The sequence below is a fragment of the Roseibaca sp. Y0-43 genome (genome assembly GCF_020667835.1).
Taxonomy (GTDB): Bacteria; Pseudomonadota; Alphaproteobacteria; order Rhodobacterales; family Rhodobacteraceae; genus Roseinatronobacter.
In genome coordinates this window covers 196,400-208,620 of record NZ_JAFMPR010000001.1, presented here as the reverse complement: position 1 = coordinate 208,620, position 12,221 = coordinate 196,400, and the positions used below count along the sequence as shown (strand labels likewise).

The following is a 12,221-nucleotide window of genomic DNA, read 5'->3' as shown; positions in this document are numbered from 1 at the left end:
TTTGTTCAAGGAGGATTGCTTACGCGCTCGGCTCTGGCTCCATCCCGCCATCGCCTTCATCGCGCTTGCGACCGCGGGTTTTCGGGATAGCGGCCACCGACGGGGTGCCGCTGGAATGGCTGTCGGCGTCGTCATCGTCGCGGCCAATCGGTTCGCCCCGCATGACGCGGCCGATTTCCGGGCCGGTGAGCGTCTCGTATTCCAGCAAGCCCTGGGCCAGGTTTTCCAGATGCTCGCGATGCTCGGTCAGGATGCGTTTCGCGGTCTCGTAACCTTCCTCGACCAGTTCGCGCACCTTGTCGTCGATCATCTTCTGGGTAATGCCGGAATGGTTCGACCCGCCGCCATAGCTGCCCAAGTAGCTTTGCTGCTCGTTGGCGTAATCCACATAGCCCAGATCCTTGTCAAAGCCGAACTGCGTGACCATCGCACGGGCGATCTTCGTCACCTGCTGGATGTCGCTTGCCGCCCCCGATGTCACCGCGTCCGGCCCGAAGATCAGCTCTTCCGCGACGCGCCCGCCCATCGCCATGGCGATCTTGGACTTGTATTTGCGGTAGCTGACCGACAACTGGTCGCGTTCCGGCAGCGACAGAACCAGACCCAGCGCACGGCCGCGCGGGATGATGGTCGCCTTGTGGATCGGGTCATGCTCGGGGACATGCAGGCCGACAACGGCGTGACCGGCTTCGTGATAGGCGGTCAGCTTCTTCTCGTCCTCGGTCATGACCATGGACCGACGCTCGGCCCCCATCATGACCTTGTCCTTTGCGTTCTCGAAATCATCCATCGTCACGAAACGACGGTTCGAGCGCGCGGCCATCAGCGCGGCCTCGTTCACAAGGTTCGCAAGGTCAGCGCCCGAGAAGCCCGGCGTGCCGCGTGCAATGATGCGCAGGTCCACATTGGGCCCCAGCGGCACCTTGCGGGCGTGCACACCCAGAATTTTCTCGCGGCCCTTGATGTCGGGGTTCGGCACCTGAACCTGACGGTCGAAACGACCGGGGCGCAGAAGCGCGGGGTCCAGCACGTCGGGGCGGTTGGTGGCCGCGACGATGATGATACCCTCATTGGCCTCAAACCCGTCCATCTCGACCAGAAGCTGGTTCAAAGTCTGTTCGCGTTCGTCATTGCCGCCGCCATAGCCCACGCCACGCGAACGGCCCACGGCGTCGATCTCGTCGATAAAGACGATACAAGGCGCGTTCTTCTTGGCCTGTTCGAACATGTCGCGCACACGGCTTGCGCCGACGCCCACGAACATCTCGACAAAGTCAGAGCCCGAGATGGTGAAGAAGGGCACGCCCGCTTCGCCAGCCACGGCCCGCGCCAGAAGCGTCTTACCGGTGCCCGGAGGGCCGACCAGCAGCGCGCCTTTCGGGATTTTCCCGCCAAGGCGGCTGAATTTCTGCGGGTTGCGCAGGAATTCCACGATCTCTTCCAGATCATCCTTCGCCTCGTCAATGCCGGCCACGTCGTCAAAGGTCACGCGGCCCTGCTTTTCGGTCAGCAGTTTCGCCTTGGACTTGCCGAAGCCCATCGCGCCGCCTTTGCCGCCGCCTTGCATACGGTTCATGAAATAGATCCAGACACCGATCAGCAGCAGGAACGGCAGCCACAGCATGAGCGTGGACATGAAGCCGGATTGCTGTTGCGGCTGGGCTTCGACCGGAATGTCGCGGTCCAACAGGCGCTGGGTCAGCGTGTTGTCGTCGGGGCGAACGGTCGTGTATTGCTGTCCGTCGCTGCCGACAAAGACAATGCGCTCGCCGTCGATCGTCACGCGGCTGACTTCGTTATTGTCAACGCGGCTGATGAAATCCGAATAATTCACGCTGCGCGCAGAGGATGTGCTGCTGCCATTGCTGAACATGTTGAAGAGCATGATCATCAGCAAGAAGAGCACGATCCAAAATGCGAAATTCCGTGCGTTGCCCACGGGCCTCTCCTTTGGTCAGGTCGGCGCGGGTGCGCGCCGTTCTTGTCATTGTTACATAGCGATTGCCCCGCCGCAATCAATGCGCGAGGGGCGATGCAGGCCATTCTGGGGGCAATGCGCGGCATTTTGCCCGGTATTGCGTGGTCAATCCGGCCAGTGGCGCGGCGATTAGCGCTTGGCCGCGCCAAATCGCCGGGCTGGCCAGAAGCGAGTCGCGGGGCAAAAGCCATTTGCTGCGGTCGGTCTGGGCAAGCCCGTCGGCCCCCAGCGCGCGGGTTTCCAGACGCGGTTGCGCAGGCCCGTCCAGTTGCCAGCGCCCGTCCCACGGCCCCGGCGCGGGCGCGCGCAGGTCAGACACCGCCTTCCATTCGCGGGTGATGCGCAGCTGCCCGCGTTCTTGCACCAGCAGGCAGCCATGGAGCGTGGCGCGCGGCGTGGCAAGGGCCGCGCGCAGGGCGGATAGCCTTGGGCGATAGGGCGTGTTGCCCACCCAGCAAAGTGCTGCCGCCGCCAGCCGTTCGCGCGTGTCCTGCGCCAGACCGAAAAGCCCAGCACGGTCGATCAGCAGGTCGCCATGGTCTTCGCGCACCAGATCATGCGCGGCCTGTTGCGCGGCGCGGTCCAGCACCTGTTTTGCCGCGGCCATATGGGCGGCGGTTTCGGCCAACCGGTCCACATCCAGCCCCAGCGTGGCAATGGCCTGACGCGTGCGGACCCGTTCGAAGCTAGCGTCGTCATTGCTGGCGTCCTCGGCCCATTCCCAGCCGAGCGCTGTCAGGTAGGCGCGCAATTCCAAACGCTGAAAGGGAAGAAGCGGGCGCAGCCATGTCAGCCCATGTTGCACGCGGGCCGGGGCCATGCCTGCCAAGCCGTCCACGCCGGACCCGCGCTTCAGCCGCATCAGCAGCGTTTCGGCCTGATCGTCGCGCGTATGGCCCAATGCGATATGCGCGATGCCACGCGCCTTGGCCCAAGCGCCCAGCAGGTCTTGGCGGGCGCGGCGGGCCGCGTCTTGCAGATTGCCCGCGCCGTCCCACGACCAACGCAACACGTCATGCTTTGCGCCAAGCGTCGCGGCGTATCTGGCCACCAGCGCGCATTCCTGCGCGGCCTCTGGGCGCAACCCGTGATCGACCGTTGCCACATGCAGCGTGCAGCCGCGGCGCGCGGCCCAAAGGCTGCACAGGTGCAACAACGCAAGTGAATCCCCGCCGCCCGAGACCGCGATCCCCAGCGCACGGGGCGGTTCATGCAGCACCGCCGCCATGGCGTGATCGAAGCGCTCGGGCAGGTCGGTCGGCGGAAGGTCGGTCAAGGGCAGGAAAGCCGCGCGCGGGCGTCCTCTGCCTGCGTGGCCTCGGCGCTGTTGGCGAAACGCATCCGCAATTCGTCGAACATGGCGCAAGCCTCGGTGGTCTGGTTCAGCCGCCCAAGGCTTTCGCCCAAGCCCAGAAGCGCGCGGGGCGCATCCGCGCCATCCGGCCCGGTCAGATACAGGTTCAGATAGGTGCGCGCGGCATCTGGCTCGCGCCCCAGCGCGCGATAGACCTCGGCCAGTTTCAGGCTGGCCTCTGCCCCAAGCGGCGAGCCGGGATAGGTTTCGATGAATTGCGCGAGCGCCAAAGCCGCGCTGTCGTTCTGCCCGGCATCGGCCATGGCCACGGCGGCGTCGAAGGCCTGCTGCTCGCCCGCCGCAAGCTGCGGCTGGGCGGTGTCGGGGCTTGGCATGGCGCTGCCCGCGCCCGCTTCGGCCGTGGCCCCAAGCGGTGGCGGGGACAGCCCTTCGGTGCTGCCCCCCTCCAGTTCGGTTACGCGGAATTCCAGATCGCCCAAGCGGTTCGACGCTTCGTCGATGGTGCGGCGGATGCGGTATTCCAGTTCTTCGGTGCGGCCCGTCAGGTTCGCCAGCGCCGCTTCCATCCGCGACACGCGGTCCAGAAGCGTGCCGTCATAGCCGGGCTGGCTTGCGGCCTCGCCCGAGGACAACTCGCGCGCCAGATCCGCGACTGCGCCCGTCAGCGCGCCAAGTTCGGCGCGCAATTCGGCAACGGTATCAGCCTGTGCAGGCAGGGCGAACAGGCACAGGACCACGGACAGGGCGCGCAACGTTTTCATGGCTTAGCCCGCGACGCCGCCCGAGACCACGGTCACAGCGCGGCGGTTGATGTTCCAGCAACGCGGCTCTGCACAGGCCTCGACCGGGCGTTCCTTGCCATAGCTGACGGTGCGGATGCGGCTGGCCTCGATCCCCTCGGCGATCAGGAAGCGCTGCACGGTATCGGCGCGGCGCGCGCCGAGCGCCACGTTATACTCGCGCGTTCCGCGTTCGTCGGCATGGCCTTCGATCAGGATCGCGAATTGTGGGTTCGACCGCAGCCATGCGGCCTGTCCTTGCAGCGTGCTGCGGCCCTCTGGTGTCAGTTCTGAACTGTCATCGGTGAAAAACACCCGGTCGCCGATGCGCTGCTGGAAATGCGCGATCGAGCGCGGGTCGTTCGGGTCGCCCAGCGTGCCGGTCGTGATGCCGGTGCCATTGCCGAACCCGTCAAGGCCCGCACCGGCAAAGGTGTCGGGGCGGGGGTTGTTACAAGCCGCCAGCGCAAGGCCAGCCAGCAGAAGCAGGGATTTGGTGGTCAGGTTCATATCGTGTCTGTCCCGTTTTATGGAAGAAGTGGACCCCAGGCCGGATCAGAGGCCGGAGAGGCAAGTGGCACCCGGCGCAGGTTGCGCCCGGATATATCGACCGCGTGCAGGGCCGGATCGCCGCCCTGCGCCTCGCGGGTGAACATGATGACGCGTCCGTTAGGCGCCCAAGTCGGGCCTTCGTCAAGAAAAGAAGCCGTGAGCAGCCGCTCTTCCGACCCGTCAGAACGCATGACCCCGATATGGAAGCGCCCGGCATGAGACTTGGTGAACGCGATCAGATCGCCGCGCGGCGACCAGACCGGCGTGGAATAGCGCCCCTGGCCGAAGCTGATGCGCTGCGCCTCGCCCCCGGTCGCGGGCATGACGTAAATCTGGCTGCTGCCAGAGCGGTCGGATTCAAACGTCAGAAACCGGCCATCGGGCGAGAAACTGGGCGCGGTATCAATCGCGGGCGAATTGGTCAGGCGCACCATCTGCCCAGTGCCAAGGTCGAGCCGGAACAGGTCGGTCGTGCTGCCGATGGCTGCGGAAAACACCAACGCCTGCCCATCCGGCGAGAAGCGCGGAGAGAAGGTCATCGCGCCCGGAATCTCGCCCACAAGCTGCGCTTGGCCCGAGCGCAGATCCATCAGCGCAATGCGCGGGCTGCCGGTCTGGTAGGTGGTATAAACCGCCCGGTCGCCCGCGGGCGAGACGCGCGGCGCAATCACAAGCGAGCGCCCATCCGTTAGCGTGCGGATGTTCTGCCCGTCCTGATCCATGATCGCCAGTTGCTTGGTGCGGTTGTCGCGCGGCCCGGATTCGGCCACGAACACCACCCGGCTGTCGAAATAGCCGCCCTCGCCGGTGATCTGGCTATAGACCGCGTCCGACACCTTGTGGGCCATGCGCCGCCAGTCCTGAATTCCGCCGGCAAATTGCAGCCCCGGCCCCATCTGCTGGCCCGACACCACGTCGAACAGGCGGAACTTCACGGTCAGGCTGCTGCTATTGGCCGCGACCGCGCCCACGATCAGCGCTTGTGCGTTCACCGCGCGCCAATCGGGATAGGACACGCCCGCGTCGAAGCTGGTAATCCGCGCGATATGCGCCTCTGGCGGCACTTCGCGAAACAGGCCCGTGCTGGTCAGGTTCGCGGCCACCACGCGTGCGAGCGCCTCGCCATACTGGCTGCCGCCCGCGTCTTCGGGCACGAATGTCGGCACCGCGAAGGGCATGGGTTCGATCACCCCTTCGGTGATCTGCAAACGCAGGGGCTGGGCTTGCGCGGCGGTGCCAAGGGTCAGCACCAAGGCCAGGAGGGCGGTGAAAAGACGTGTCATCGCAGTCTCATCCCTTCGGGGTTGAATGTGATTTCGACATTGCGCCATGCGTCGTAGCTTTCAGGCGGCAGGCCATAGCCATCGCCCGCGCAACGGATGATCGCGCGGCGCGCGGCCTCGAACGCTTGCGATACCGCACCGTCAGACCCGGCAGAGCTTTCGACCGTGTAGATGCTGCCCTGTTCCGGCATGGCGGCGGGTGTCATGGAAAAGCCCACGGTGATGGTGATCTGCTGCGCTTCGGTCGAGAGCGTGCCGATATTCCAGCATTGCTGAATGGCCAGCCGCAAGCGGTCGGCCTCTGACGCGCTTAGCCCGGCCTGTTGCGGCACGGTCCCGATCCCGGCCAAGCTGTCGGCCAAGGCGGCGGCGACCGCATCGGCCACTTCGCTGGCGACGTCGGTTTCGGGGTCTGCTGCTGGTTCGGGCGCGGGCGCGGGGTCTTCCGCCGGCTCTGGCGTCTCTGCCAGCTCGACCGGGGCGGGGCGTTCGGGCCGTGTGCGCGGGCGCGGGCTGACGGTGGGGGCGGCTGCCGCGCGCTCCAGGCTGTCGGTTTCGGTTTCGGTCGCCTCTGTCACGATTTCGGTCGTGGCCTCTGGCGGGGCGACTTGGTCTTGCTCGGGCAATACGACATCGCCCGGTGCATCGGCACTGGTCTGGGGCTGGGCGGTCAGGTCCACCGTCGCGTCCTCTGGCGGGGCTTCGGTCGGTGTCGGGGCCACACGGTCCACCGGGCGGGGCGCGGGGCGCTCTGCCACGCCGGGGGTGGGCAGAGGCGAAAAGATCGCCCCGGTCGAATCCGGTTCCGGTGCGGGTTCCGGTTGGGGTTCGGGGTCCGGTTCCGGCTGTGGCTCTGGCCGCGGGGGCGGCGGTGTTGGCGCGGGCTCTGGCGCGGGTGTGGGTTCCGGCGCAGGCGCGGGCGGCGCGCTCAGCGCGGCGAACTCGGTCGCGCTGATGAGCGAGACCTCGGCCACCGGGATCTCCAGATCGTTTGACGGCGCATGGAACAGGTCAAACACCAGCACCCAGCCCACAAGGCCAAGATGCAGCACGGCAGAGGCTTTTTGCCCCGTGTCCATACGTCCGACAATGTCGCTCGCTACGCTCATGGCGGCAAATGGCCCCTAGTTGCCTTGCCCGTCAAAGGTCGGGCCGCCCTGTTCCGTGACCAGCCCGATATCGTTGAACCCGCCCGCATTCAGCGCGCCCATCACCTGCACCACGCGTTCATAAGGGATAGACCCGTCAGCACGCAAAAACACCTTGCGGTTGGTGCGCTGCTCCGCAATCGCGCGCAGGCGGGCAATCAGCTCATCCTGTGCGACCTCGGTCGTCATAAGCAAGACCTGCCCATCGGCGGTCAGGGTGATGGACAAAGGTTCCTCTTGTTCTGCCGGAAGCGCGCCTGCCGATGTGCGCGGCAATTCCACCGGCACGCCCACCGTCAGCATGGGGGCCGCGACCATGAAGATAATCAAGAGCACCAGCATCACGTCCACGAAGGGCGTGACGTTGATCTCTGACATCCGGGCCGTGCGCGCGCGCCGTCCGCGCCGCCCCGACCCTTTGGATTTGCCCATCAGTTGCGCGCCCATGTCAGGCAGCGTCCAACTGGCGCGAAAGGATGGTGTTGAATTCGTCCGCGAAGGCCTCGTAGCCCGATAGGATCTCGTCGCTGTCGTCGCTCAGCTTGTTGTAGAAAATGGTCGCTGGGATAGCCGCCAATAGCCCCAGACCCGTGGCCAGCAGAGCCTCTGCAATGCCGGGGGCGACAACGGCAAGGTTGGTCGATTGCGCCAGGGCGATTTCCTCGAACGCGTATTTGATGCCCCAGACCGTGCCGAACAGACCCACGAAGGGGCTGGCCGACCCGACAGAGGCAAGGAATGTCAGACCCCGCGTCAGCTCGCGCCCCTCGCGCGCGATCGCCACATCCATGGACCGGTCGATCCGCGCGACGGCACCGGGGATCAGCGCCCCGTCAGAGCGATGCGAGCGCCGCCATTCCGACATGCCTGCGGCGAACACGCGCTCTGGCGGGGTGGCGGGGTTGGGGCCGATCTGGTCGAACAGCTGGTCCAGCGGTTCGCCCGACCAGAAGGCCGCATCAAAGGCCTCTGCCTCGGCGCGGGCCTGTCGGTAGCGGATGTGTTTCTGGATGATGATCGCCCATGACCAGAAAGAAGCGATGATCAGCGACAGCATCACCAGCTTCACGGTCAGCGTGGCGCGGGCAAAAAGCGCCAGAAGCGAGAAATCGATTTCCTGCGCGGCGGTCAGTGTGGTCGGGTCCATGGTCCTGCTCGGGTTTGGGGGCCGCATCTGACGGCGGCTTTGCGCCAGACCTTACACCAAGACAAGCGGTCTACCAACACGATGGCGTTATACTAGGGGTTTATTCAGCCCTTTTCCGCCGGGTTTTCGGCGAAATGCCGCGTCAAGGCCTCTGGCAGGGGAATGGGGCGGCCCGCATCGCTGATGCACACGAGTGTGACCTCGGCCTCGAACAGCAGTTTCTCGCCCCGCATGACCGCCTGATGCAGCACCAGCCGCGCGCCGGAATGGCTGATATAGCGGGTCTGCACGTCCAAAAGGTCGTCATACACGGCAGGCGCGCGGTAGTCGGCCACAACGCGGCGCACGGCAAAGACACCCCCGCCCTCGGCCTTCAGCCGCCCCTGATCCACCCCCAGCTCGCGCACCCATTCACTGCGCCCGCGTTCGATGAATTTCAGGTAATTCGCGTAATAGACGATCCCGGCCATGTCGGTATCTTCGTAATAGACGCGGATTTGCAGGGTATGGGTCATGGCTCAACTCGTTTGCGTGATCCGCGCCGCCAGGCGCAGCGCGTGGGCGGGATCGGTGGCGACCGCGGGCAGCACCGGGTCATACGCCGCGCGGATCAGTGCGCCGATCTCTGGCCGCAGGATGGTCGTGCCGTTTGCCGTGGCCAGCGCCGAGCGGTCGGTAAAGGCCGTGTCGGACCACAGCAAGATGACCTGCACGGCTTGGCTGAGCGCCAAGGTCTCGGCCGGCACGTCCGACAGCGCCGCGTCCATGCGGATGAACACGAAGGCCGCGCGAATCGCGTTGGCCTCGTCGAACCGAAAGACGCGGTATTGGTTGGCATCGGCTGCTTGCAGGCGCGCGACCAAGGGGCCAAGCCCGTCGACCAAGCGGTCCAGATTGGGCACCTGCAGCAGCTCCGCCCAGTCGCGGAAGAAGAACACCATCAGGTTCGCGCCCAGTTCGGGGTCGGTTTCGGCCATCTTGTGATTGGCGAGTGTCACCACCGCCTCTATCGCGCCCTTGACGGTTTGCAGCGTGGCCTCTTCCACGCCAAAGACCACGGGCACGATGGGACGGCCCCAGCGCGCGCACAGGAATTGCCCGTCCGAGCGGGTGAACAAGGCGGTGACATCTGCAGCTTCCATGGGCGCTCCTTTCACGCCTTGGCATAAGCGCCACAACCCTCGCGCGCAACCCGTCACAAAGGCGTGACAAGGCCCGATGCGCGCCCTATAGCAACAGCGGATCACAAGGGGTTTTCATGCGCTGGGCGTGGGTTATCGGGATTTTCGTCATGCTCTGCGGCCCGGCGCAGGCACAGCTTCGCGCCACGGACGGGCTGGCGGCACTGGAGGCGGGCGATGCACAGGCCGCGCGCGCGATCTGGCAGCCCTTGGCAGAGCGTGGCGATGTTCTGGCCCAGTATAACCTGGGCGTTCTGAACCTGCGCGAGGGCGGCGATGCGCTGGGCTGGTTCACCTTGGCGGCAGAGGCGGGGTATCTGCCCGCGCAGACCGCCGCCGCCGGGCTGTTGGCCGATGCGCAAGACTGGGACGAGGCCGCGCGCTGGTATGCCGCCGCAGCCGGGCAGGGCGATGCCGCCTCTGCCCATAGCCTAGGGTTGCTGCATGATCGCGGGCTTTTGGGCGAGGCCGCTCGTCCCCAAGCCGAACGGTGGTATCGCGCGGCGGCAGAGGCCGGCCATGTGCCCGCGCAATTCGCCCTTGGCGCGCTTTTGACAGAGCGGGGTGCCCCGGAAGCCGCCACATGGTTCCAGCGCGCCGCAGAGGCCGGGCATCTGGAGGCTCAGTTCAACCACGCACGCGCCTTGACCGAGAGCGACCCGGCCGCCGCGCGCGACTGGTATGCGCGGGCCGGTGCGGCAGGCTTTGGGCCTGCGAGCTATAACCTGGCGCTGATGCAGGCGCGCGGGCAGGGCGGGGCGGAAAGCTTTCAGGCCGCGCTGTCTTGGGCGGTGGTCGCGCAAGACCAGGGCTTCGTGCAGGCGGCAACGTTGATCGCGGCGCTGTCAGAGGTGATGACGCCAGAGGCAGAGCGCATGGCGCGCGATGCAGCGGCCGCGTGCCTGACCGATGCGAGCGCTTGCCCGCGCTAGTCTTTCAGCGCGGCGGTCACGATGATCTCCACGCGCAGCGCCTCGCGGGCCAGTTTCGCTTCGCCGCAAGCGCGGGCGGGCGCGTGACCTTCGGGCACCCAAGCGTCCCAGACGGCGTTCATTTCGGCGAAATCGGCCATGTCGGCCAGCCAGATGATCGCTTGCAGGATATGCTCGCGCGACGACCCGGCCTGTTCCAGCAGCGCATCGACGCGTGACAGGCAATCGCGGGTCTGCTCGGCCACGGTCGCGCCTTCGCCCACTTGCCCGCACAGGTAAACCGTCTGGCCGTGAATGACGATCTTGCTCATGCGTTGGCCGGTTTCCATGCGGGTAATCATCTTGGGCGCTCTCCATGATGGGATGTGACCAGACCTGAGTGCCCCCTCCCGGCGCGAAGCGCAAACGAAAACCGGCCCCGAATGCGGGGCCGGCTGCGAGCTTTCGTGGTCAAGCTATGGTCAGGCGGCGTCTGCCTGCACCAGTTTTCCGGTGCTGCCGGTGTCGCGCGTGATCTCGATCTGGCGCGGCTTCAGGGCCTCGGGCAGTTCGCGTTGCAGGTCTATATGCAGCATCCCGTCGGCATGGCTGGCGCCTGTCACGCGCACATGGTCGGCCAGGTGGAAGCGGCGCTCGAAGGCGCGGGTCGCAATGCCGCGATGCAGGTATTCGCGCGGGGTGTCCCCCTCGTCAGAGGTGCGCGCAGTGACCAGAAGCGCGTTTTCCTTCACCTCGACACTTAGGTCATCGGCGCGGAAACCCGCCACGGCCAGCGAAATTCGGTAGCCATTTTCACCCGTCTTTTCAATGTTATAGGGCGGGTAGCTGGGCGATTGTAGGTCGCTGGACAAAACGCGGTCCAGCATTTCGGCCATCTGGTCGAAACCTACAGAGGCACGATAAAGCGGGGTGGGATCAAAACGACGCATAAGCATCCTCCTATGAGCGATGTTGAGCGCGCCTTCCATTCGGACAGGCGCTGATGTCAGTGCCGGGTCCATCATCGGCCCCCGGACAAACCAGATTTGGGAAGCCGTTTTGCGTGTTTCAAGAGGTGCAGTCAGCTCAGGGGCGCAGGAACCTTGCGCCACCGTCCCCGGTCATGCGGCGGGGCTGAAAGGTCGTCCCGCTGCGTGCGGGTGCCTGAATGAAGCGCTGGTCGCGCGCATCGAGCGCGTCGCGCAACAGGTCCAGTTTCGGCCCTAGCGCGACGCCGAAAGACACTTCGCCGACATAAGCACCGCCTTGCGACATGCCCTTGGCCGACACGACCGACACGATCTGTGCGCGCCCGCTCTCCATAGAGAAGACAGGCGACCCGGATGCCCCGAAATCGACCGAACAGGTCATGTAGATCAACCCTTCCGCGCGGCTGTCGAGCACGCGGCACTGGTCTTGCAGCGACGGCGCTTCATGCCGCCCGCGCGCATAAGAAACCACCGCGACTGTATCGCCCCGCGCCGGTTTTTCGCGCACCGCAAAGGGGATGACCCCACGATTGGTGATTGGGTGAACCAGTTCCAGAAGCGCCAGATCGTTGATGACCGTGGCCTCGGTCGCCATGGGCGTGACGCGGTAATCGGGATGCACCACAGAGCGCAGCACGCGCCCCTCTGCCACCGCGCGCCCGTTGCGCCAGCCCGCGCGGAACACGATGCTGGCATCGTCATAGCGCGCGCCCGTGTCGCGGTCGAACAGGCAATGCGCGGCCGTCAGCACCAGCCGTTCCGAGATCAGCGCGCCGGTGCAAAAGCCACTGTCGCCAAGGTCGATGCGCCCGACCGCTTCCCAGCCCTGCGCCGTCAGCCCGCTTTCCAGCGCGGTCAGTGGCTTGTCTTGGGCCATGGCCTGACCGGCAAACAGAAGGGCCATCAGCGAAAGCGCACGCAGGATCAGCATCGTCACT

General features: G+C 65.8%; 14 protein-coding genes. 1 reads left to right on the top strand and 13 read right to left on the bottom strand.

Annotated features, from left to right (window positions below; genetic code table 11):
• Positions 1-19: 19 nt before the first annotated feature.
• From ftsH to J1C52_RS00970, 10 genes are all read right to left on the bottom strand, one after another.
• A complete protein-coding gene (ftsH, locus tag J1C52_RS01015; protein ID WP_227426053.1) occupies positions 20-1,939 on the bottom strand; it encodes an ATP-dependent zinc metalloprotease FtsH in 1,920 nt (639 codons plus the stop codon).
• 76 nt (positions 1,940-2,015) lie between these two features.
• Positions 2,016-3,254: a tRNA lysidine(34) synthetase TilS gene (tilS, locus tag J1C52_RS01010; protein ID WP_227426052.1), complete on the bottom strand. Its 1,239-nt coding sequence runs from the start codon at positions 3,252-3,254 to the stop codon at positions 2,016-2,018.
• Positions 3,251-4,054: a tetratricopeptide repeat protein gene (locus J1C52_RS01005; RefSeq protein ID WP_227426051.1), complete on the bottom strand. Its 804-nt coding sequence runs from the start codon at positions 4,052-4,054 to the stop codon at positions 3,251-3,253. Before J1C52_RS01005 ends, tilS begins: the two co-directional genes overlap by 4 nt.
• A 3-nt stretch (positions 4,055-4,057) precedes the next feature.
• Positions 4,058-4,582, bottom strand: coding sequence for a peptidoglycan-associated lipoprotein Pal (pal, locus tag J1C52_RS01000; RefSeq protein WP_227426050.1), 525 nt, complete (start codon positions 4,580-4,582; stop codon positions 4,058-4,060).
• Positions 4,583-4,599: 17 nt separating this feature from the next.
• Positions 4,600-5,907: a Tol-Pal system beta propeller repeat protein TolB gene (gene tolB, locus J1C52_RS00995; RefSeq protein ID WP_227426049.1), complete on the bottom strand. Its 1,308-nt coding sequence runs from the start codon at positions 5,905-5,907 to the stop codon at positions 4,600-4,602.
• The gene (locus J1C52_RS00990; RefSeq protein WP_227426048.1) at positions 5,904-7,016 is read right to left on the bottom strand and encodes a hypothetical protein; all 1,113 of its coding nucleotides are present in this window, start codon (positions 7,014-7,016) and stop codon (positions 5,904-5,906) included. The genes tolB and J1C52_RS00990 overlap by 4 nt, the downstream gene beginning before the upstream one ends.
• A gap of 15 nt (positions 7,017-7,031) precedes the next feature.
• Positions 7,032-7,502 carry a protein TolR gene (gene tolR, locus J1C52_RS00985; protein ID WP_227426047.1) on the bottom strand — a complete coding sequence of 157 codons (471 nt, stop codon included), beginning with the start codon at positions 7,500-7,502 and terminating at the stop codon, positions 7,032-7,034.
• Position 7,503: 1 nt separating this feature from the next.
• Positions 7,504-8,202 (bottom strand): protein TolQ, encoded by a 699-nt coding sequence (gene tolQ, locus J1C52_RS00980; RefSeq protein ID WP_227426046.1) that lies wholly within the window; start codon positions 8,200-8,202, stop codon positions 7,504-7,506.
• A 104-nt stretch (positions 8,203-8,306) separates the two neighbouring features.
• Positions 8,307-8,717, bottom strand: coding sequence for a tol-pal system-associated acyl-CoA thioesterase (gene ybgC / locus J1C52_RS00975; protein WP_227426045.1), 411 nt, complete (start codon positions 8,715-8,717; stop codon positions 8,307-8,309).
• A 3-nt stretch (positions 8,718-8,720) separates the two neighbouring features.
• Positions 8,721-9,344 (bottom strand): hypothetical protein, encoded by a 624-nt coding sequence (locus J1C52_RS00970; RefSeq protein WP_227426044.1) that lies wholly within the window; start codon positions 9,342-9,344, stop codon positions 8,721-8,723.
• A 116-nt stretch (positions 9,345-9,460) separates the two neighbouring features.
• Here J1C52_RS00970 and J1C52_RS00965 point away from each other — a divergent pair, with 116 nt between their 5' ends.
• Positions 9,461-10,315, top strand: a complete 855-nt coding sequence (locus tag J1C52_RS00965) for a tetratricopeptide repeat protein (RefSeq protein WP_227426043.1) — start codon at positions 9,461-9,463, stop codon at positions 10,313-10,315.
• On the opposite strand, the gene J1C52_RS00960 is transcribed toward J1C52_RS00965, so the two are convergent.
• The 3 genes from J1C52_RS00960 to J1C52_RS00950 all read right to left on the bottom strand — a co-directional run bounded on the left by J1C52_RS00960 (position 10,312) and on the right by J1C52_RS00950 (position 12,214).
• Positions 10,312-10,656 (bottom strand): RidA family protein, encoded by a 345-nt coding sequence (locus tag J1C52_RS00960; protein ID WP_227426042.1) that lies wholly within the window; start codon positions 10,654-10,656, stop codon positions 10,312-10,314. The genes J1C52_RS00965 and J1C52_RS00960 overlap by 4 nt on opposite strands.
• Before the next feature lie 120 nt (positions 10,657-10,776).
• On the bottom strand, positions 10,777-11,244 hold the full coding sequence (locus tag J1C52_RS00955) for an Hsp20 family protein (RefSeq protein ID WP_227426041.1): 468 nt from the start codon (positions 11,242-11,244) through the stop codon (positions 10,777-10,779).
• A gap of 136 nt (positions 11,245-11,380) precedes the next feature.
• A complete protein-coding gene (locus J1C52_RS00950) occupies positions 11,381-12,214 on the bottom strand; it encodes a trypsin-like serine peptidase (protein WP_227426040.1) in 834 nt (277 codons plus the stop codon).
• Between the last annotated feature and the right edge of the window lie 7 nt (positions 12,215-12,221).